General features: G+C 74.7%; 18 protein-coding genes and 1 pseudogene. 3 read left to right on the plus strand and 16 right to left on the minus strand.

Translation table 11 applies throughout. The features are described 5' to 3' along the window. The 3 genes from CLV43_RS24855 to CLV43_RS24865 all read right to left on the minus strand — a co-directional run bounded on the left by CLV43_RS24855 (window position 1) and on the right by CLV43_RS24865 (window position 2,499). Window positions 1–576, minus strand: coding sequence for a VanZ family protein (locus CLV43_RS24855; RefSeq protein ID WP_106189669.1), 576 nt, complete (start codon window positions 574–576; stop codon window positions 1–3). Window positions 577–721: 145 nt separating this feature from the next. Then, window positions 722–1,369 carry a response regulator gene (locus tag CLV43_RS24860; RefSeq protein WP_106189670.1) on the minus strand — a complete coding sequence of 216 codons (648 nt, stop codon included), beginning with the start codon at window positions 1,367–1,369 and terminating at the stop codon, window positions 722–724. Continuing rightward, window positions 1,366–2,499 carry a sensor histidine kinase gene (locus CLV43_RS24865; RefSeq protein ID WP_106189671.1) on the minus strand — a complete coding sequence of 378 codons (1,134 nt, stop codon included), beginning with the start codon at window positions 2,497–2,499 and terminating at the stop codon, window positions 1,366–1,368. Before CLV43_RS24865 ends, CLV43_RS24860 begins: the two co-directional genes overlap by 4 nt. A 108-nt stretch (window positions 2,500–2,607) precedes the next feature. Here CLV43_RS24865 and CLV43_RS24870 point away from each other — a divergent pair. From CLV43_RS24870 to CLV43_RS24880, 3 genes and pseudogenes are all read left to right on the plus strand, one after another. Continuing rightward, window positions 2,608–3,356: pseudogene (locus CLV43_RS24870) on the plus strand (ABC transporter ATP-binding protein). Next, the gene (locus tag CLV43_RS24875; RefSeq protein ID WP_106189672.1) at window positions 3,353–5,089 is read left to right on the plus strand and encodes an ABC transporter permease; all 1,737 of its coding nucleotides are present in this window, start codon (window positions 3,353–3,355) and stop codon (window positions 5,087–5,089) included. Before CLV43_RS24870 ends, CLV43_RS24875 begins: the two are co-directional and overlap by 4 nt. Beyond that, complete coding sequence (locus tag CLV43_RS24880) at window positions 5,035–5,730, plus strand: ABC transporter permease (RefSeq protein ID WP_146174893.1); 696 nt, start codon at window positions 5,035–5,037, stop codon at window positions 5,728–5,730. Before CLV43_RS24875 ends, CLV43_RS24880 begins: the two co-directional genes overlap by 55 nt. Before the next feature lie 6 nt (window positions 5,731–5,736). Here the strand turns inward: CLV43_RS24880 and CLV43_RS24885 are convergent, their stop codons facing one another. The 13 genes from CLV43_RS24885 to CLV43_RS24945 are packed head-to-tail and all read right to left on the minus strand — an operon-like array spanning window position 5,737 to window position 21,118. Next, window positions 5,737–6,549 (minus strand): HpcH/HpaI aldolase/citrate lyase family protein, encoded by an 813-nt coding sequence (locus CLV43_RS24885; protein WP_106189674.1) that lies wholly within the window; start codon window positions 6,547–6,549, stop codon window positions 5,737–5,739. Next, window positions 6,546–8,009, minus strand: a complete 1,464-nt coding sequence (locus CLV43_RS24890) for a dihydroorotase (RefSeq protein WP_106189675.1) — start codon at window positions 8,007–8,009, stop codon at window positions 6,546–6,548. The genes CLV43_RS24885 and CLV43_RS24890 overlap by 4 nt, the downstream gene beginning before the upstream one ends. Next, complete coding sequence (locus tag CLV43_RS24895; RefSeq protein WP_106189676.1) at window positions 7,999–9,465, minus strand: MmgE/PrpD family protein; 1,467 nt, start codon at window positions 9,463–9,465, stop codon at window positions 7,999–8,001. The genes CLV43_RS24890 and CLV43_RS24895 overlap by 11 nt, the downstream gene beginning before the upstream one ends. Beyond that, window positions 9,462–10,298, minus strand: a complete 837-nt coding sequence (locus CLV43_RS24900) for a cyclase family protein (RefSeq protein WP_106189833.1) — start codon at window positions 10,296–10,298, stop codon at window positions 9,462–9,464. The genes CLV43_RS24895 and CLV43_RS24900 overlap by 4 nt, the downstream gene beginning before the upstream one ends. Before the next feature lie 11 nt (window positions 10,299–10,309). Beyond that, on the minus strand, window positions 10,310–12,760 hold the full coding sequence (locus CLV43_RS50330; RefSeq protein WP_106189677.1) for an MFS transporter: 2,451 nt from the start codon (window positions 12,758–12,760) through the stop codon (window positions 10,310–10,312). Beyond that, complete coding sequence (locus CLV43_RS24910; protein ID WP_106189678.1) at window positions 12,757–13,110, minus strand: hypothetical protein; 354 nt, start codon at window positions 13,108–13,110, stop codon at window positions 12,757–12,759. Before CLV43_RS24910 ends, CLV43_RS50330 begins: the two co-directional genes overlap by 4 nt. Window positions 13,111–13,129: 19 nt before the next feature. After that, window positions 13,130–15,064 (minus strand): oxidoreductase, encoded by a 1,935-nt coding sequence (locus CLV43_RS24915; RefSeq protein ID WP_170155995.1) that lies wholly within the window; start codon window positions 15,062–15,064, stop codon window positions 13,130–13,132. Next, on the minus strand, window positions 15,061–15,489 hold the full coding sequence (locus CLV43_RS24920) for a nuclear transport factor 2 family protein (RefSeq protein WP_146174894.1): 429 nt from the start codon (window positions 15,487–15,489) through the stop codon (window positions 15,061–15,063). Before CLV43_RS24920 ends, CLV43_RS24915 begins: the two co-directional genes overlap by 4 nt. Continuing rightward, complete coding sequence (locus CLV43_RS24925) at window positions 15,474–15,962, minus strand: (2Fe-2S)-binding protein (RefSeq protein ID WP_170156007.1); 489 nt, start codon at window positions 15,960–15,962, stop codon at window positions 15,474–15,476. Before CLV43_RS24925 ends, CLV43_RS24920 begins: the two co-directional genes overlap by 16 nt. 5 nt (window positions 15,963–15,967) lie before the next feature. Next, window positions 15,968–16,789, minus strand: coding sequence for an FAD binding domain-containing protein (locus tag CLV43_RS24930; RefSeq protein ID WP_106189682.1), 822 nt, complete (start codon window positions 16,787–16,789; stop codon window positions 15,968–15,970). After that, window positions 16,786–19,170, minus strand: coding sequence for a xanthine dehydrogenase family protein molybdopterin-binding subunit (locus CLV43_RS24935; RefSeq protein WP_106189683.1), 2,385 nt, complete (start codon window positions 19,168–19,170; stop codon window positions 16,786–16,788). The genes CLV43_RS24930 and CLV43_RS24935 overlap by 4 nt, the downstream gene beginning before the upstream one ends. Further along, the gene (locus CLV43_RS24940) at window positions 19,170–19,745 is read right to left on the minus strand and encodes an ureidoglycolate lyase (protein ID WP_106189684.1); all 576 of its coding nucleotides are present in this window, start codon (window positions 19,743–19,745) and stop codon (window positions 19,170–19,172) included. Before CLV43_RS24940 ends, CLV43_RS24935 begins: the two co-directional genes overlap by 1 nt. Window positions 19,746–19,753: 8 nt before the next feature. Further along, entirely contained in the window at window positions 19,754–21,118 is a 1,365-nt protein-coding gene (locus tag CLV43_RS24945) for an MmgE/PrpD family protein (protein ID WP_170155996.1), read from the minus strand.

Here is a 21,118-nt window from a genome sequence, read left to right on the forward strand (position 1 = left end):
TCAACGCGCGGCGGGGGCGAGGGGGGAGGTGGGCAGGGCGAGGTGGTGCAGGGGTGGCAGGGTGCGGAGGAGGAAGTAGCCGAGCAGGCCGCCGAGGGTGTTGGCGAGGAGGTCGTTGACGTCGACGGCGCGGCCGCTGCGAGCGATGGTGTAGATGAGGAGCTGGGTCGTCTCGATCGCGGCGCTGAACGCCAGCGCGCGGAGTGCGACGCCGCGCATGTCCAGGACCTTGGTGCTCACCAACGGGAGCAGGACGCCGAACGGGACGAGCATGGCGATGTTGAGGGTGAAGGAGGCGGGGTCGGCGGTGAGCAGGGGGATGGGGGCGATCTGCTCGTACCAGGGGGACTGGTTGCCCCGGGGACCCAGGGCGTAGTCGATCGGGAACAGGGTGAAGTGGGCGACTCCCGCCAGGTACAGGGCGACTGCGCCGCGGGTGAGGAGGTGGCTACCGGTCCAGCCCGGTCGGTGTCGGGCGGCGTTGACCGCGAGCACGATCGCGAACAGGGCGAGGGCCGGTGCGAGGAGCCACCAGGACTCGATGCCCACACCTGCGTAGCCGACGTCGTCCCACACTGCCGAACCTCCTGTGCCGCCGGCGGATGTTGTGGCACCAGCGTGGTCGCGACGGGCGTCCGCCGGCCTCTGCCGGGAGACCGGTCCGCCTCCGCCTTTCGGCCGAGGGTGGTGCGCCCGGCGGTCGGTCGTGCGGGGGAGGCGGTCAGCGGCCCGCGAGGCCGGACTGCCAGGCCCAGGCGGCGATCTCGACGCGGTTGCGGGCGGGGAGTTTGGTCTGGACGCTGCCGAGGTGGGTCTTGACCGTGCCGACGGAGATGTGGAGCCGGGCGGCGATCTCCGCGTTGGTCAGTCCTCTCGCGACCAACCGCACCACGTCGGTCTCGCGGGCGGAGAGGTCGGTGCGCGGCGGAGGGCCGGAGGTGGAGGCGGTGAAGGCGCGCAGGAGCCGGACGGTGATGGACGGGCTGACCAGGGCCTCGCCGGAGGCGGCCGCGCGGATCGCCTCGACCAGCAGGGTGGCGCCGGAGTCCTTGAGCAGGAACCCGCAGGCGCCGCCGTGCAGGGCGCGGTGCACGTACTCGTCGTTGTCGAACGTGGTGACCACCAGGACCTTCGGCGGGTTCGGCACCTTCGGCCCGGTCAGCCGCCGCAGGGCCTCCAGGCCGTCCACGCGGGGCATGCGGATGTCCATGAGCACCACGTCCGGGCGCAGGCGCAAGGCCTGTTCGACCGCCTCGACGCCGTCGGAGGCCTCGCCGACGACCTCGATGTCGTCCTCGGCGGCCAGGATCATGCCGAAGCCCGCCCTGACCATGGCCTGGTCGTCGGCGACCACCACCGTGATCGTCACGTCGTCCTCCTCGCGGGCAGGGTCGCCTCGACGGCCCAGCCGCCGGTCGCGACGGGGCCGGTGTGGATCCTGCCGCCGAGCGCCGTGACGCGTTCGTCCAGGCCCCGCAGGCCGAAGCCGCCGGAGGACCCGCGTCCGGGGGTGCCGTCGTCGGTCACCTTCACCACGACCCAGCCGTTCGCCTGGCACAGCAGGACCTCCACCGCGTGGACGTCGGTGGCGTGCTTGCGGATGTTGGTGAGCGCCTCCATGACCACGCGGTGCACGGTGGAGGTGACCTCGACGGCGAGGTCGGTGAGGTCGCCGTCCTCGACCAGCGCGGCGCCGAAGTCCGCGACCAGCGCGCGCACCTCGGGCACGCCCGCGACCGGGGCGAGGGCCAGGTGGTCGTCGTCGCGGAGCAGGCCGACCATGCGGCGCATGGAGTCCAGGGTCTCCACCCCCGCCTTCTCGATCCGGACGAGGACCGGGAGGACCAGGTCGGGGCGCTTGGCGGCGATGGCCCTGGCCCCCTGCGCCTGCACGACGATGCCGGTGACGTGGTGGGCGACGAAGTCGTGCAGGTCGCGGGCGAACTCGGCGCGCTGCTCCAGCCGGATGCGAACCGCCTGGGTACGGCGCCCGGCCACGACCAGGCGGGCCGCGACGCCCGCGCCGAGCACGACCAGCGCGACCAGCGCCAGCACGAGGGTGAAGATGGTGTACACGTCGGTCTGCCTGACCAGGACGGGTTGCAGCGCGACGGCGGCCACCACGACCGGGGCGGCGAACGCCGAGGGCAGCGCCGTGCCGCGCCAGGAGAGCAGCGCCAGCAGGCCCAGCAGGGCGAGGACCGCGGTCGCGGAGAACGGCGGCAGGTGGTCGTCCGCCTCGACGGTCGTCCGGTGCAGCACCCGGACGACCACCACCGTCACGGCGAGCACGCCCGCCGTGACGGGGAGGGCCCGAGGACCGAGCCAAGGCGCCGCCAGCAGGGCCAGGGCAGGCAGGACCGCCGCGGCGAGCTCGAACGGGCCGTAGGGGACCTGGCGGAACCAGTCGAGGTAGACGTGGTCGAAGGCCACCGCCACCAGGAGGGCGAACCCGGTCGCCGCCCAGCCCAGCGCGCGCAGCAGGCGGGTGACCTCCATGCGGGGAGCCTAACCGCCCGCGTCCGGGGCCGGATCAGCCGAACGGCAGAGGTGTCCCGGTCGGCGGGCGGATGCGGGCGTCCGTTGTGGACTGCCAGCGTCAGGGACATGGCAGAGCGTGCTTCGCGAGCCGCGGCGGTGTCCGCGGTCGACCTGGTCAAGGTGCACGGCGACGGGGCGGCCGCCGTGCGCGCGCTGGACGGTGTCTCGGTCGCGTTCGGACGCGCCGCGTTCACGGCGATCATGGGCCCGTCGGGGTCCGGCAAGTCCACGTTGACGCACTGCGCGGCGGGCCTGGACACCCCCACGTCGGGGCGGGTGCTGCTGGGCGGCACGGACCTCACCGCGTTGTCCGACGCCACGCTGACGCGGGTGCGGCTGGACCGCGTCGGGTTCGTGTTCCAGTCGTTCAACCTGCTGCCCGAGCTGACCGCGCTGGAGAACATCCGGCTGCCGCTGGAGTTGGTGGGGCGCCCGGTGGGCCGGGTGCTGTTCGCGAACCTGGTCGGCGCGCTGGGGATCGCCGACCGGCTGGGGCACCGGCCCGCGCGGCTGTCCGGCGGCCAGCAGCAGCGGGTCGCGCTGGCGCGGGCGCTGCTGTCCCGGCCCGAGGCGGTGTTCGCCGACGAGCCGACCGGCAACCTGGACTCGGCGTCGGGGCGGAGGTGCTCGGGCTCCTCCGCACGTCGGTGCGCGAGTTCGGGCAGACCGTCGTGGTGGTGACCCACGACCCGGTGGCCGCCTCCTACGCGGACCGGGTGGTGCTGCTGGCCGACGGGCGGGTCGCGGGCGAGGTCCACGACCCGACGCCCGACCGGGTCACCGCCGCGCTCCGGCACGCGGGGGCGGTCCGATGAGCTTCACCCGGACCCACCTGCGCGGGGTGCTGCGCAGGCCGACCAGGCTGGTGTTGACGGGCCTGGCGATCGCCGTCGCGGCGCTGTTCGCGATGGGCGCGGTCGTGGCCCGCGACATCGCCGGGGCGACGTTCCTGGCGGCGGTGACCGACATCCCGGCCGCGACGACCGTCGTGGTCGAGCCGGACGGCGACCCCGTCGCGCTGCTGGCGGAGGTCCGCGCCACGTCAGGGGTCGACGAGGCAGTGGGCAGGCTGGCCGCGCGCACGTCGGTCGGCGGTGTCCCGGTGACGCTGGTCGCGGACCCCGGCAGCGGTCCGCTGAGCCGGGTGCGGCTCGTCGACGGCGCCTACCCGGCGGAAAGCGGCGGGATCGCGGCGTCGTCACGGCTCGGGCTCGCCGTCGGCACCAGCACGGAGCTGGGTGTCGTCACGGGCGTCGTGGACGCCCCGTCGGCCGACGGCAAGGCCGTCTACACCACCGACGTGGCGGCGCTCGCGCTCGTGCACACCGAGCTGACCAGGATCGACGTCCGGGGTGCCGACGCCGCGGCGCTGGTCGGGGCGCTGGTCGGGGCCACTCCCGCGGACGAGGCACGCGACCGGGCGCTGACGGCGGCGACCGGCTCGGCCGACCAGCTCTTCGCGGTGCTCGGGGCGTTCGTCCTGGTCGCCGGGCTGGCGGCGCTGATGGTGGCCACGTCCACGTTCCGGATCGTCTTCGCCCAGCGCACCCGGCAGCTCGCGCTGCTCCGCGCGGTCGGTGCCCCGCGGCGGGAGCTGGTGCGGGCGCTGGTCGCCGAGGGCGCGCTGACCGGGTTCGCCGCCGGGGGTGTCGGCTCGGTCGTCGCGCTCGGGGTGGGCTACCTCGTGCCGCTGGTGGTGGACGTGAGCGCGCCGGGCTGGTCGCCGCTCGCGCTGCCCGTCGTGGTGCTGGTGTCGGTGCTGGTGACCGTCCTCGCCGCCTTGGTGCCCGCGCGGACGGTGGCGCGCGTGGCACCGCTGGAGGCCTTGCGGACGGCGGCGAGCCCGCGGGAGACCGGCACGACGACCGCCGTGCGCGTCGGCGTCGGTGCGGTGCTGCTGGCCGGGGCGGGGCTCGTGGTCGGCTCGATGTTCGCCAACGGGCTGACCAGCACCTACCGGCCCGGTGGCAGGACCGAGGAGCTGCTGCTGTCGACCGTCGCCAGCGGTGCGCTCGTGTTCGGTGCGCTGCTCGCGTGGGGACCGCTGCTGGTGGGGCCGGTGCTCCGGGCGCTCGGCGCCCTGCCACTTGGGGTCGTGGGCCGCGTCGCCGTTCGCGGTGTCGGCGGCGCACCCGGCCGTGCCGCCGCGGTGTCCGCCGTCGTGGCGCTCGGCGCGGGCCTGCTGACCGGTGTGCTGGTCTCCGGCGACACCGTCCGCGGGTACCTCAGGGCGGACCTGGCCGCGTCGTTCCCGGCCGACGTCGAGGTCACCGCCAAGGAGGGCGAGCCGTTGCCCGCCGGTGTGGTCGAGGCGTTGCGGGACCGGCCGGAACTGGGGCTGGTGCTGGCTTTCCGGACCGTCCGGGTGACGTGGAGGTGCCGCGCGGCCGGGCGGGCCTCGCGGTGTCCGATGTGGACTTCCGGTCCCTGCCGACCGCGGCCGACCTGGTCGCCACCGCGGGGTCGACCGCCGACCTCGGACCGGGGAGGGTGGTGTTCACCAAGGCCTACGCGCGGATCAACCAGGTGGGCGTCGGTGACGGGGTGACCATCGCGGGCCGGAGGCTGGAGGTGGTGGCCGTCGTCGAGGGCACGTCGATCGGCGGTGCGGGCGTGCTCGTGGACCGCGCCGACCTCGACCGGTTCGGCGGACCGGCGCCGACCGGTGTCCTGGTCGCCGCGAAGGACCCCGCGAACCTGCTCGCCGCGCACGACGCCGTGCGCGCCGCGGCGGGGGAGGGGACCGAGGTGGACGTGCTCGCCGACCGGCGCGACGACGTGCGCGACGTGGTCGACCTGCTGTTCGCGCTGGCCGCCGCGATGCTGGGTCTGACGCTGCTGATCGCGGTGGTCGGCGTCGGCACGACGGCCGCGTTGTCGGTGGTGGAGCGGACGAAGGAGTCGGGGGTGCTGCGCGCCCTCGGGTTCAGCCGGTTCGCGCTCGGCTCCACGACGGTCGCCGAGTCCGCGCTGCACGGGGTGCTCGGAGGCGTGGCCGGGCTCGTCATCGGCGTTCCGCACGCGTGGCTGGGCGTGCTGGCACTCGGCGTGGACACACCGCCGTCAGTCCCCGTTCCGCTGCTGGCGCTGATGACCGCCTCCCTCGTCGCCCTGACCGCCCTGTCCGGCCTGCTGCCCGCCCGCAAGGCCGCGAAGGCGAGCCCGGTCGCGGCGATGCGGGTCGAGTAGCGGCGGTCAGCCCGCCCGGCTCAGGACCTCCTCGGCCGTGCGCGCGACCGCGGCGTCGATGAGCCTGCCGTCGTCGTCCACGGCGATGCCGGACGGGGAGTTGGCCAGGTGGTCCAGGACCCGCCTCGCCGCGGCGACCTCCTCGGCCGTGGGCGAGAACACCGAGTTGATCACGGCCAGCTGGGCCGGGGTGATCGCCGTGCGGGCCCGGAAACCCTGGTTGAGCAACAGGGTCGTGGTCGCCCGGAGGGTGTCCGTGCCGCGGGTGTCGGTGTCGACCGGGCCCACCGGGGCGGTCAGCCGGGCGGCCGCCGAGGCGACCACGACCTGGGAGCGGATCGGCCACAGCTCGGTGCGCAGCGCGTCCGGGCGGATGCCCAGCTCCCCGGCCAGGTCCGCCTCGCCAAGGCCGAGCCGGACGACCCTCGGCGCGGCGGCCACCGCGTCGAGGAGCCGGATCCCCCGCGCCGTCTCCAGCATCGCGACGACGGGGAGGGCGGGGCGGTCGAACGCCGCCAGCAGCCGGTCGACCTCGGCCAGCGACTCCGGTTCCGCCTTCGGGACCACGACACCCGCGAGGCCCGCCGTGCCGCCGATCGCGGCGATGTCGGACGCCGCCGCGTCGGCGTTGATCCGCACCCACGCGCTGGCGCCCGGCTCCGCGAGGTGGTCGGCGACCGCGCGGCGGGCGAGGTCCTTGCGAGGAGGCGACACGGCGTCCTCCAGGTCCAGGATCAGGGCGTCGGCGCCCCGCCCCGCCGCGCCCGCCAGCTTGCCCGGCTGGTCGCCGGGCACGTAGAGGTAGCTGCGCGGGGTCATGCGCCGGTGGGGCGCTTGAGGTAACGGCCGACCGGCTCGCCCACGACCTTGCCCGCCGCCAGCACGTGGTGTCCGCGCACGAACGTGTCGGTGACCGCCGCGGTCATCGAGAAGCCCTCGAACGGCGTGTACTCCTGCGTCGACTCGGAGTCGGCCGCGCGGACCGTCCAGTCGACGGCCGGGTCGACCAGGCTGAAGTCGGCGTCGAAGCCGACCCCGATGGCGCCCTTGGTGCGCAGGCCGAAGCGGGTGGCCGGGTTCCACGAGGTGAGCTTCGCGATGTCGCCGAGCGACAGGCCGCGCCGGGTGCCCTCGGTGACCAGACCGGGCAGCAGGTACTCGGCGCCGCCGAACCCGGACTTGGCCAGGAACACGTCCTCGCGCGGGTCGCCGAACTTGTCCTCGTCGCGGCAGCAGGCGTGGTCGCTGACCACCCAGTCGACCTCGCCCGCCAGCACGTGGCCCCACAGCGCCTCGACGTCCTCGCGCGGTCGGATGGGCGGGTTGACCTTGCCCCCGATGCCGGACGCGGTGTCGATGTCGGCCAGCAGGTGCCCCACGGTCACCTCGCGGCGGAACCTGATGTGCGGGAACGCGGTCGCCATCCGCAGCGCCGCGTCCATCGCCTTGGCCGAGGACAGGTGCAGCAGGTTGATCGTGGGCAGGCCGGTCTCGTGCGCCAGGTAGGACGCGATCGACACCGCCAGGCCCTCGGAGTGCTGCGGGCGGGAGGCGCTGTAGGCCGCCAGGCCCGACAGCGAGCCCTCCTCCTCGACGATCTTCGTGTAGGCGCTCATGATCTCGGCGGTCTCGCAGTGCAGCGACAGCGAGATCTCGTCGGCCAGCTCCGGGAACCGCTCGCGCGCGGCCTGGATGCCGCGCATGACGAACTCGAAGTGCGCGTAGTCGTAGCGCTCGCCCTCCGGGATCATCAGGAACGAGTTCTGGTCGGCCGACCGGCCGTGCAGCCCGTGGCTGCCGTAGAACATGAACACCTTGAACGAGGTCACGCCGTGCTCGGCGACCAGGTCCGGGATCTCCTCGATGTGCCTGCGCGACATCGGCGCCAGGTGGTAGGCGTAGTCCACGAAGGACTTCCCGTCGGAGGCGGCGAGCACCTCCGGGAACACGTCGGCGTAGTCGCCGCCCTTGTTCATGTAGTACTGGCCGGTGCGCATGTAGTTCAGCGCCGTGGTGACGCCGCCCTGCGCGCACGCGCGGCTCTCGGTGGCGGTGTCGACCGCGAGCGGGTTGTAGATGCCCCAGTGCTGGTGGGCGTCCACCACGCCGGGGAACGCGAGCCTGCCGCCGCCGTCGACGACGATCTTCGCCCCGGCCGGGTCGATGCCGGGGGCGACGCGCACGATCCGCCCGTCCACGACCCCGATGTCGGCGCGTTCGGCTTCCGGCCGGTCGTGGTGGACGACGCGGACGTTCGTGACGAGAAGGTCAAGGGACATCGTGATCGTCTCCAGTCGTCGGGGTGTGGTCGGTGGACGGGGTCAGCGGGCGCAGCAGCGCGCCCACGTCGGTGGCGGACTCCAGGTCCAGCGCGAGGTCGCGGACGGTGGCCGCTACCCCCGGAGGGAGCCGGTCGGCGACGTTGTCGGCGAACTTCGCGGCGAGCTCGGCGTCGGTGAGGGGGCGCTGGGGACCGCCCCGGTTGGTGAGGACCTCGGCGGTCCACTCCCGGCCGTCGGTCCCGCGCACGGTGACGATCGCCGGGAACTGGTGCGGGAAGATCGCGTCGCAGCGGCCGTCCGGCACGACGTCCACAGTGGACATCAGCGCCCGCCTGCGCGGGTCCGCCGCCAGCTCGTCGGTGAAGTCGGCCAGTCCGGCCCCCAGGCCCGATCCGCCGAGCAGGCCGGTCACCACGGCGTACGGGCCGCTGAACTGGGCCTGGTAGCCGGTCTCGGGCGCGCGCTTGGCCTCGATGGGCTGGCCGATGGTGCGGATGACGGCGGACGGCACGCGCAGTTCGATGGACGCGATGTCCGCCGGGTCGGTCGGGGCCCCGTCGGCGCGCAGCCGCAGCCCGGCGTCGATCGCGGTGTGGGTGAAGTGGTTGGCGGGGTAGGGCTTGAAGAAGATGCCCGGCACCGCCCAGTCCTCGCCCAGCCCGTCGGTCACCTGGTCGAGGTCGACCTGGCCGCGCAGGAACGACTGGAAGAACCCGAACCGGCCCTCCAGCACGGTCGGCGGCCCGGTGAACCCGCGCCGCACGAGCTGCGCGGCCGTCACCCCGGACTGCGCGGCCCACCCGCAGTGCAGGCGCTTCACGGTGCCGCCGGTCCGGTTGGCCTCGATGACCCCGGAGGCGAACGACGCGGTGACGCCCAGCGCGTGCAGCACACCCTCCTCACCGAGCCCGTAGAGCAACGCGGCGGCCGCCGCGGACCCCATCGCACCGCAGATCGACGTGGCGTGCTGGCCGTGTTCGAAGTAGACGGAGTTGCCGAGGTCGCTGTCGTACCCGGCCATCCCGAGCCGGACGGTGACCTCCAGGCCGACCGCGATGGCCGCGACCACGTCCCGGCCGCTCGCCCCGGACGCCTCGGCGGCGGCCAGCGCGGCGGGCACCACGCTCGCGCTCGGGTGCAGCACGGACGGCAGGTGGGTGTCGTCGTAGTCCAGGGAGTGCGCGAGCACGCCGTTGACGAACGCCGCGCCCACGGCGGGGACCCGCGCGGCCACGCCGATCGCGGTGGCCTCGGGCGTGCCGCCCTGGTCGGCGACGTGCCCGGCGATGGCCCTGCTGGTCGGCAGCCGGTGCGCCGCGACGCACAGGCCCAGCACGTCGAGCACCCGGCCGCGGACGCTGGCGGCCACGTCGTCGGGCACGCCGTCGGCCAGGGCGGTGGAGGCGAAGGCCGCGAGCCGTTGGGCCGCGGACGGGGAGACGACGGTCGTCACGCGCCCACCACCGCCAGCGGCCGGACCGGGGAGCCGGTGGCGCCGAACAGCGGCAGCGGGGACAGCACGAACAGGAACTCGCGCACCCCCGCCGCGGCGATCCCGTCCAGCACCAGCGTCTCGATGATGTAGACGCCGCGCTCCACCAGCAGCACGCGGTGCGCGGGCAGCGAGGCGTGCCCGCCGCCGGGGGCGAGCCGTTCGAACGCGATGGTGTCGGCACCCGCGGCGTGCGCGCCCCGGTCGGCGAGCCACCGCGCGCCCGCCTCGCCCACGCCCGGCACACCGGACTCCTTGCCCTGGTAGACGGTCCGGTCGGGGTCGTCGAAGAGCCTGCCCCAGCCGCTGCGCACCAGCACGACGTCACCGGACCGCACCGGCGTGCCCTGGGCGCGCTCGGCGGCGGCGAGGTCGTCCGGGGTGATCTCGTAGCCCGCCGGGCAGCCGGTCGGCTCGCCCAGCGCCGCGGGCACGTCCAGGAGCACGCCGCGGCGCACCATCGGCGCGATCGTGTGCACGCCCAGCTCGGCGAACCGGCCGCCGCGACCGGCCTCGGCCGCGTCGGAGCCGTCGAGCAGCTTCCCGTCGTGGGACACGTGGGCGAACGCGTCGATGTGCGTCCCCACGTGGGTGCCCATGGTGATCAGGTCGTTGGCCGCCGACCCGCCGTCCGCGCGCACCACGTCGCCGTGCCTGCGCGGCAGGGCGTGCCAGTACGGCGGGTGGTTGGGGGACTGCGGCATCCCCTGGACCAGCTGCCTGCCCAGGTCGTGCACGGCCAGGCCGCCCTCGACCGCGGCCAGCAGCGCGGCCGTCCCCTGTGCTGTCGTCATCGTCGCCCCCATCACGCCACGGTCCGGTCCGCGCGCAGCCGCGCCACCTCGGGCGCGCGCACCCCGAGCTCGGCGAGGATGTCGTCGGTGTCGGCGCCGGGCGCCCGTCCGGTGAACCTGATCCGGCCGGGAGCCCCGGCGCTGCGCCACAACACGTTCTGCATGAGCACCGGCCCCAGGTCGTCGTCGGGGACGCTGGTCAGCATCCCCGTCTCGCGCACGTGCTCGTCCTCGACCAGGTCGCGGGCGGAGTAGATCGGGGCCACCGCGGCGCCCGCCGCCTCGAAGGCCTCGGTCACCTCGGCCTCGGTCCGCTCGCCGATCCAGCCGCCGACGCACTCGTCGATCAGGTCGGCGTGCCCGGCGCGGCCCAGTCCCGTGGCGAACCACGGCTGTTCGACGACCTCCGGGTGCCCGACCAGGCGCAGCACCCGTTCGGCGATGCTCTGCGCGCTGCTGGACACGGCCACCCAGCGGCCGTCCTTGGTCAGGTAGGTGTTGCGCGGCGAGTTGTGCGTGGAGCGGTTGCCGTGCCGCACGCCCACCTCGCCGAGCTGGTCGTACACGGTCGGGCCCGGCCCGACCGCGGCCATGATCGGCTCCAGCAGGTTGATGTCGACCACGTCGCCGCGGCCGCCGTTGCGCTCCCGCGCGAACAGGGCCGTCATGGCGGCCGTGGAGGCGGCCATCCCGCAGATGCTGTCGGCCAGGCCGAACGCGGGCAGCGTGGGAGGACCGTCGGCCTCGCCGGTCATGTGCGCGAAGCCGCTCATGGCCTCGGCGAGCGTGCCGAACCCGGCGCGCCCGGCGTAGGGGCCGGTCTGGCCGAAGCCGGTGACCCGCACCAGCACCAGACCGGGGTTGACCTCGTGCAGGCGGTCCGGTCCGAGCCCCCAGCGCTCCAGGGTGCCGGGGCGGAAGTTCTCCACCATCACGTCGGCCGTGGCGACCAGGCGCAGCAGCAGGTCGGCACCGTCCGGTGTGGACAGCTTCAGGCCGAGCGTGCGCTTGTTGCGGGAGATCTCCTTCCACCACAGCGGCACGCCGTCCTTCGCCTGGCCGTGGCCGCGCATCCCGTCGCCCGCCTCGGGGTGTTCGACCTTGATGACCTCGGCCCCGTGGTCGCCGAGGATCCGGCAGCACAGCGGGCCCGCCAGGATCGTGGAGACGTCCAGCACCCGCACTCCGGTGAGCGGTCCGTCCTGCACAGCGGCCCCTTTCGTCGCGTTGCCTGTTCCGCTGAGGCGAACGCTGGTCCGCTCAGAGGTTAGGTCGGTGTCCTTGTCGGGGTCAACACCCGGTACGGCGGCGGGTGGCGCCAAGATCCCCCGGTTGGCCAGCGCCGCGACCCCCGCGACCGCCACCAACGCCGCCAGCACCGTCCACGCCACCGCGTACGAGCGGTGCTCGACGAGCACGCCCATCAGCAGCGGACCCAGCACGCCACCCGCGCACCCGCCCGCCTGGACCAGCGCCGTGGCGGCTCCGGGCGCGTCCGCGTGGGCCCGCACGACGGCGTGCCCGAGCGTTCCGGTCCAGCCCCAGCCCGCGGCTCCCGCCACCAGCGCGCCGCCCAGCGCGGCCACGGGCACGGGCACCGCGAGCAGCAGGAACCCGGCCGCGCCGAGGAACAGCAGCACGCCCACGGCCATCCGGGCGGACACCCGCGCGTCCACCACGCCGGACAGCAGCCGCACGCCGATCGTGGCCGCGCTCATGACGGCCAGCGCCACCCCGGCCGTGCCCGCGGACAGGCCGAGGAAGACCCCGTAGCCGACCAGGAACGTGCTCAGCGCCGTCGCCGCCGCGGACCCCAGCACGAACATGCCGACGACCACGAGCAGCGGCCCCAACGGCCGCAGCGGCGCACTGGCCGACGACGTGGCGACGGCCCGCCGCACGTGGGGGACGGGCAGCAGCAGGACCAGGGCGACCAGCACCGCCGCGCACAGGAACACCGCCCGCCACGGCAGCACCGCCGCCAGCGTCGGCACGCAGACGCCCGCCACCAGCGTCGCCGCCGGGATGGACGACCGCTCCAGCGCGAACGCCAGCGCCCGGCGGCCCGGCGGCACGCCGCGGGCGATCAGCATGCCGCCGACCGGTGCCGCGACCGCCGACCCGACCCCGCCGATCGCCATCGCCACGCACAGTCCGACGTACGAGCCGCCCAGCGCCGCCACGGCCACCAGGCACGTGGCCGCGCCCGCGAGCGCCAGCCGGACGGCGGGGCCCGGCCCGGTGCGGTCGACGATCCGACCGCCCACGGGCATGAGCACCGCCCCCACGGCGAAGAACACCGAGATCGCCGCGCCGAACGCGGTCGAGTCCAGTCCGAGGTCGGCCCGGACGGCGACGCCCACCGCCCCGGTCAGGTACAGCGGGAACATGTAGCTCGCGCCGATCAGGACGGCGAGCACCACGACCCGCCCGGCGCTGTCGTCGGCGGGCGGGCTCGTCACCCCTGGATCTCGTCGGCGTAGGTGATGTTCACGTCGGTCCGCCACCCGGTGGCCGGGTCGGCGCCCCACTTGGCCCGCCAGCCCGCCGCGTGCGCGAGCACCGCCGGGTCGCCGTGGTGCAGGGCGCCGTCCGCGTGGAAGGCGTCGAGGTCCTCGACGAACATGAGGTCGAAGTGCTTGAACCACTCCTCGCCGCGGGCGTTGCGCCGCACGACGTAGTTGGAGTAGTCCACGACTCCGGGGTTCGCGCGGAAGATCGGGTAGTCGATGGAGCGGGTGTACTCCTCGTACTCCTCCAGCGGGACGCCCGGCTTGATGTTGTAGGTGAGCAGCACGAGCTTGCGGGCCATGAGGTGTCCTCCGGTCGACCTAGAGCGCGCGGCCGAGGGCGTGCCCCTCGGCCACGGCTTCCAACAGGGAGCGAGGGGCGACGGCGTCGCCGATCAGGTGCACCGGCACGCCGGCGTCGAGCAGCGGCGCCACGAGGCCGTCCTCGGCGCGGGGCCGGTCGAGCGCCACCACGTCGGTGGCGGTGAAGGTGGTCGTCGTGGAGACCAGCGCGCTGGTCACGGTGGCGGTGCCCGCGGCGAACACGGCCTCCGCCGAGGTCCACAGCTGCACGCCGAGGTCGCGCAGCCGTTGGACGGCGGTCATCCGGCTGTACTCGCCGACACCCCACAGCGGGGTTCCGGCGCGGCCGACCACGTGCACCGCCGCTCCGCCGCGGGCGGCCGTCTCGGCGACCGACGACGTGGTCCACCCGCCGTCCTCGTCGAGCACCACGACCGTGCGGCCCACCCAGGACCGCCCGGCCAGCACGTCCGCCGCGGTCAGCGCCCGGCCCCACCCCGGCACGTCACGGGCTCCGAGGGTGGCGCCGGTGGCCACCACGACGACGTCCGGCCGTTCGGCGAGGACGTCCTCGGCCGTGACGGGCGCACCCGCGCGGACGGGGACGCCGAGCGCCGCCAGGCGGTGCTGCTGGTGGTCGCGCAACCGGTCGAGGTGGCCCCGTCCCGCGCCCCGGCGACCCAGCCGCAGCTGTCCGCCCAGCTCGGCCGCGGACTCGCGCAGCGAGACGTCGTGCCCGCGTTCGGCGGCGATCTTCGCGGCCTCCAGCCCCGCCGGACCGCCGCCGACCACCAGCACCCGCTTCGGGTCGGCCGAGGGCTCGGGCACCTGCGGCCACCGCTCCTCGTTGCCGACCGCCGGGTTGACCATGCACGTCATCGGCCGGTGGCCCGCGATCTCACCGATGCAGAAGTTGCACGACACGCACGGCCGGATGTCCCGCACCCGCCCCGCGGCGGCCTTGGCCAGCAGGTGCGGGTCGGCGATGTGCGCGCGGGTCATGGCGACCGCGGCCAGCCCGCCCGCGAGGCCGCGCTCGGCGTCGTCGAGGTCGACGAACCGGCAGGCCGCCAGCACCGGCGTGGTCGCGCACTCCGCCGCCACGGCCAGGGTCTGCGCCAGGTACGGCGTGTGGCCCTCGCTCATGTCCGCCACGTGGTGGCCGATCGACGGGACCGTGTAGGACGCGACCGAGACGTTCAGGAACGCCAGCGGCCGGGTGGTGTCCAGCAGGTGCGCGAGACGCCGTCCGGCGGCGAGGTCCTGGCCGCCGTCGACGAGCTCGTCGGCGCTCATCCGCACGCCCACCGCGAGGTCGCCGCCCACGGCGTCGAGCACCGCGTCCAGCACCTCCAGCGGGAAGCGCAGCCGGTTCTCCTCGGACCCGCCGTAGGCGTCGGCGCGGTCGTTGGAGGCGGGGGAGAGGAACTGGTGCAGCAGGTGGCCGTGTCCGAAGTGGACCTCCACCCCCTGGAACCCCGCCGAGAGCGCGAGCCGGGCCGCGTCGACGTAGGCGTCGCGCACCTCGGCCATGTCGCCGCGCGACATGACGTGCGGCACGGCGCCCGAGGACGTCCACGGCCGCGGCGAGGGACCCCACGCGGCGGCGCGGCGGAACACGTTCTCGCTGTGCCTGCCCGCGTGGGTGATCTGGGTGAAGACCGCGGCTCCCTCCGCGCGCACCGCCTCCACGATCCGGGCCAGGACCGGGAGCGCGGCGGGGGCGGCGGACAGGCCGCCCGCGCGCCCCAGGCTGGTCCCGTGCACCCGCAGCGGTTCCATGACGACGAGCCCGACCCCTCCGCGGGCCCGTTCGGCGTGGTAGGCCACGTGCCGGTCGGTGGGGAGGAAGTCCACGCCGAAGTTCGTGGTGTGCGCCGACACGAACACCCTGTTGCGCAAGGTGATCCCGCCGATCTCCACCGGCGAGAACACCCGCGGGTAGGCGCTCACGGCGCTCTCCAGCGCTCGTCGAGGTCGTCGGGCGTGCGCGCCGTCAGCACTCCGGTCTCGGCCAGGTCGTTCCACACCCGCTGCTCGACGATCAGCCCGTCGCGGACCAGGAACCGGTCCGCGTACCGGACCCCGTCGAAGGCGACGCCGTGCGCGTTCTCGCCGTGCAGCCTGCCGAGCGAGTACACGACGTCCCCGTCCGGGGTGGACAGGGTGTCGTACTCGTCGCGGTGCTTGTCGACGAAGCGGTAGCGGCCCGCCGACCCCTCGGCGAGCTCGTCGAGGCTCCGGTAGGTCTTCCCGCCGGGGAAGACGAGGGTCGCGTCCGGCGACAGGAACCGGCGGGCGTCGGCGGTGCGGCCCGCGCCGACCGCGGCGAGGTAGTCCTCCACCACGGCCACCGCGGTCATCAGCTCTCCTGGCACGGTGTCTCCTTCGCGCACGTCCGGGCGCACCCGGAGGCCTGGCGGACGGCGCTGACGATGGTGTTGTAACCGGTGCAGCGGCACAGGTTCCCGTTGATCGCGGCGAGGATCTGCGCGTCGTCGGGCTCGGGGGTGGAGTCGAGCAGCTCCTTCGCGGTCAGCAGCATCCCCGGCAGGCAGAACCCGCACTGGAACGCGAACCCGTCCCAGAACGCCCGCTGCACGGGGTGCAGCTCGTCGCCGTCGGCCAGCGACTCCACGGTCTCGACCGCGGAACCGTCCGCGGACAGCGCGAGCACCGAGCAGGACTTCGCGGTGCGCCCGTCCAGCACGACCGTGCAGGCGCCGCAGTCCCCGGTCAGGCAGCCGACGTGCGTGCCGGTCAGGCCCACCTGCTCGCGGATCGCGTGCACCAGCAGGGTGCTCGGGTCCACGTCGATCTCGCGGTCGACGCCGTTGACGGTCAGCCTCATGCCGGTCACCGGTCCTCCTCCAGGGCGTGGGCCGCGGACCTGGCGGCGATCGCCGGGGCGATCCGCCGTCGGTAGGCGGCCGGTGCGAGCACGTCGGACCACGGCTCGGCGGCGTCCAGCGCGGTGTGCACGGCCTCGCGCACGTGGTCGCGCCACGCCGGGTCGCCGCTGCCCGCCGACGGCCGGTCCACCGCGACCACGACCGGTACCGCCGCGGCTCCGCCGACGACGACGCGCAGCGCCGTTCCCGGCACCGCGACGGTGGCCGCCGTGACGATCGGCCAGCTGCTCTCGGCGAGCTTGAACTTGACGTAGCCCAGCAGGGCGTTCCCCAGCTGGGGCAGCACGACCTCGGCCAGCACCTCGTCCGGCCGGCGCGCGGTGCGGAACCCGCCGAGGAAGAACCCGGCCGCGGGGACCTCCCGCTTCCCTCCCGCGCTCGCCAGCCGCATCCGGGCGTCCAGCGCGACCAGGCACGCGGGCACGTCGGAGGCGGGGTTGGCGTAGCAGGCCGAGCCGCCCGCCGTGCCGCGGTTGCGGATCTGCGGGCCGCCCGTGATGCCCGTGGCCACCGAGGACAGCAGCGGCACCCCGGCCTCGACCAGGTCGGTGTACGTGGTCATCGCGCCGACCACCACGCCGTCCGCGCCCGCGGTGACCCCGGCGAGCCCGGCGCGGGACAGGTCGACCAGCGCCGCGGCGCGGGTGCGGCCGTGCGTCATGTCCGGCACGACCATCGTGCCGCCGCCCACCACGACGCCGTCGCCGTCGGCGAGCGCGGCCGTGACGCCGACGAGGTCGCGGGGTGCCGAGTAGCGCGGCGTCACCGGGCCGCCGCCTCGTCGATCAGGGCCAGCACGGCCGGTGGGGTCAGCGGTACCCCGCGCACCCGCACACCCAGTGCGGCGAGCGCGTCCTCGACCGCGTTGGCGACCGCGGCCTGCGCCCCGCCGACCCCGGCCTCGCCCGCGCCCTTGTTGCCGTGCATGGTGAACGGGCTCGGCGTCACCTGGTGCACCATCCGCAGCTCGGGCACGTCGCCCGCGCGCGGCAGCAGGTAGGTCTTGAACCGGTCGCTGAGCAGCGTCCCGTCCTCGCCGAACACCAGCTGCTCGGACAGCGCGCTGCCCAGGCCCATCGCCACGGCGCCGCGCGCCTGGCCCTCCACCAGCGCGGGGTTGATCATGGTCCCGCAGTCGTGCGCCATCACGTAGTCGAGCAGCACGACCTTGCCGGTCTCCACGTCCACGTCCACCACCGCGGCGTGCAGGCTGCTGGAGTAGGTGGGGTAGGGCTGGATGCGGCCGAACTCGTCGGGGACGTGGTCGATGTTGCCCGGCTTGTAGGCCCTGGTGGACTCCAGGACCGGCTCGATGCCGTCGGCGACGGCGAACGCCCTGGTGAGCAGAGCGCGCGCCACGTCCGGCACGGCCAGCGCGCGGGAGTGGTCGTCCACGACCCGGACCACGCCGTCGGCGACCTCCACCCGGTCGACCGGCACGTCCAGCATCCGCGAGCCCAGCAGCGCCAGCTTGTCGCGCACGTCGCGGGCGGCCAGCGTGGCCGACCCGCCACCCACGACCATGCTGCGCCCGCTGAAGTTGCCGAACCCGTTGGGGCAGCGGTCGGTGTCGCCCTGCACCAGTTCGACCCACTCCATGGGCACACCCAGTTCGGTGGCGACGATCTGGGCGATGCCGGTGTCGTTGCCCCCACCGGGGGAGGTCACGCCGGTCAGCACGGTGACCATCCCCGTGACGCTCATCCGCACGGTCGTGGTGTCGAAGCCGGAGACGAACGTGCCGGGGCTGTCGGAGGACTCCGGGGTCAGCTCGAAACCCAGCCCGACGCCCAGGTACCGGCCGCGGTGGCGCAGCCCGCCCTGCCGCGCGCGGATCCCCGCGTACCCGACCTCGTCGAGGACCTTGTCCAGCAGTCCGACGAAGTCGCCGCTGTCGATGTTGAGGCCGGTGGAGGTGCGGTGCGGGAACCGGTCGGCGGGGATGAAGTTGCGCCTGCGCACCTCGGCCGGGTCCAGGCCCAGCTCGTGCGCCACGATGTCGACCGCGCGCTCCATCACGAAGTGCGCCGCGTCCTTGCCGAAGCCGCGCGCGGCGTTCACCGGCGGCTTGTTGGTGACGACGATGTCCAGCCCGATCCGGCAGTCCGGCACCAGGTAGCCCGACGGCAGGGTGGTGGCCGACATGTTCGGCATCGCCCACCCGGCCTGCGCGGTCAGCGCGCCCACGTCGGCCACGATGTCGTCCACCAGCGCCACGATCCGGCCGTCGGCCATCGCGCCGACGGTGAACCGGTGCACCTGCTGGCGTGCGCCCGCCATCAGCGTCTCGCGCCGGTCCTCGATCCACTTCACCGGTGCGCCGGTGAGGATGCTCAGCAGCGCCACCAGGGTCTCCTCCGGGTGGCCCTGCATCTTCAGCCCGAAGCTGCCGCCCACCTTCGCGGTGACGATCCGGATGTCGCCCTCGTCGAGCCCGAGGCTGGTCGCCAGCATCCACCGCATCTGGTGCGGGTTCTGGCACGACGCGTGCACGGTCAGCTTGCCCTCGGCCGCGTTCCACGACGCGAGGTAGCCGCGCGGCTCGATCGGGGACGTGGTCGACCGGCCGATCCGCAGCTCCCCGCTCACCACGACGTCCGCCGCGGCCAGTGCCGCGTCGGTGTCGCCGGTGCCGTACCGGTTGTGCATGACCACGTTGCCGGGCCACTCGGGGTAGAGCCTCGGCGCGTCGGGGAGCATGGCCTCCTCGGCGTCGAGCACGTGCGGCAGCACCTCGTACTCCACGGCGACCAGGGCCGCCGCGTCCAGCGCCTGCCGCCGGGTCTCGGCGACCACGGCGGCCACCGGCTGGCCGACGTACACCACCTCGTCGACCTGGAGGCAGCGGATGTCCGTGCGGTTGCCGCCGCGCGCCGCCGGGTCGATGAAGTACGGCACCGGCCCGGCCGACTCCGCCGCCCGCCTGCCGGTGAGCACCAGCCGGACGCCCGGCGCGGCCTCGGCCGCGGCGGTGTCCACCGACAGGATCCGCCCGTGCGCCACGGTGCTGCGGACCACCTGCGCGTGCAGCATCCCGGTGGGCTGGTGGTCGTCGACGAACACGGCGCGACCGGTCAGCAGCGCGGCGCCGTCGCGCTTGCGGGCGGAGCCGCCGATCGCGGAGTCGGGCTGGGTCGGCGCGGCCATCAGGGCATCTCCACCCGCAGGCGCGCGCCCGTGCGGTGCACCGGGTTGCGCTTGTCCACGTCGAGCTTGTGCACCTCGCCGTTCCCGTCCACGGCGGACTGGAGCCCGCCGGTCACGCCGGGGGTGCTGGTGATGAAGAACTTCTGCCCGTCGCGGGTCGGGAACGGCGGCTCGTGCCACGTACCGCGGCGGATGTTGAGCACGACGTCGCCGGGCACCAGGAAGGCCCGCACCTCGGCGAAGTCGGGGAACCCGTCCACCAGCGGCGCGTCGGGCCTGGCGACCACCGACACGTAGGGCACCCCGCCCAGCGGGATGAACGTCTGCGTCATGCCGAGGTGCCGTTCCAGGTAGCGGATGTCGCCGCCCCGGTAGCCGACCCGGAACAGGATGAACTCCGGCGCCTCGTCGACCTCCAGCAGCACCGGGCCGTGCACCGCGTTGAGGCCGGAGTACAGGTCGATCGGCAGCTTCGGCGTGGTGTCGAGCGAGACGACCTCGCCGAAGGGCGCGAACGCCTCGGCGGTCACCGGCTCGGGGACGATGGTGTGGATCCGCACGTCCGTCTCGGACATCGTTGCTCCTAGGCTCGGGATCCGGCCAGCAGGCCGGTGAGGACGCGGACGGGCAGCCCGGCGGGCCGGTCCAGCAGCGCGGTGGTGACGCGGTCGGCCGTGTCGGCACCGAACGCGGCACCCGCGTAGCCGCCGAACTTGGCGGTCAGCAGGTCCGCGGTCAGGGGAGCGCGGCTGTCGCCCGCGGGCACGTCGACCAGGCGGGTGAGGCTCCGCCCGTCGTCGGTGGTGACCGTGACCCTGGTGGCGGTGAACTCCGGGTACCGCGCCTCCAGGTCCGCCGCGGGCCGCAACCGGACGAGGTCGGCCACCCGCAGCACCCTCGGGTCCTCGCGCCGCGCGGTGGCGTACTGCGCGCCGCCGAGGTCGCGGTCGGTCAGCGCCGCGCCCACCGTGTAGGGCAGGCTCAGCGTGCACGCGACCGTGCTCGGCTCGGCGCCCACCGGCCGGTCGACCAGCAGCAGCGCGATGTCGTAGGTCTCCACGTCGACCGCGGTCACGTGGTCGGGGTCGAGGTCGTGCTCCACGGCCAGCTCGATGGCCGCCTGCGCCGCGCCGTGGGTGTGCCTGCACCCGGCCCACCGCTTCTGGTGCACGTCCAGCACCGTCCACTCGACACCGAGCCCGGCCGCGGACGTGTCGGTGACCGGCGTGCCGCCCAGGACGGAGACGAGGCCGCGCGGGTGTTCGACGACCTCGCGCCACCCGGTCAGCCCCGCGGCCGCCGCCAGCGCTCCCTCCACGCCTGCGCGGGCGATCTGGCCCGCGAACGCCGGTTTGGCCGACGGCGAGGCGAAGATCGACTCGATGAGCACGGCGGGCGCGAAGAACGCGGCGGCGCCGATGGCGTCCGCGATCCGCTCGGCGGGCAGGCCGAGCAGCTTCGCGCACCCCGCCGCCGCCCCGAACGACGCGGCGATGGGGAACCACCCCGCCCGCGTGGCGCTGGGGTGCACGGCCCGGCCGATCCGGTTCGCCACCTCGTAGGAGGCCGCCGCCGCGGTCAGCAGCGTCCGCAGGTCCGCGTCCACGTGCTCGGCCACGGCGAGCAGCGCGGGCAGGGTGTGCGATGGGTGGAACCCGCCGAACCGGTAGCCGTCCTGGTGTTCCAGCACGTCGGCCGCCACGCCCGTGCAGAACGCCGCGTCCGCCACCGGAGCGGAGAACCCGGCCGCGAGCACGGTGGCCTCGGGCGTCCCGCCGCGGCGGCGCACCAGGTCCACCAGGGTCGCCACCTCCGCGGTCGTCGACCCGCCCACCGCGGCGCCGAGGAAGTCCAGCGCCAGCGCGCCGACCTTGGCCGTGACCTCCGCGGGGAGGTCCTCGTAGGACAGCCCCGCGGTGAACTCCGCCAGCGCCAGGGTGTCCGGCAC

Origin of the sequence: Umezawaea tangerina, from assembly GCF_003002815.1 — a bacterium.
Taxonomy (GTDB): Bacteria; Actinomycetota; Actinomycetes; order Mycobacteriales; family Pseudonocardiaceae; genus Umezawaea; species Umezawaea tangerina.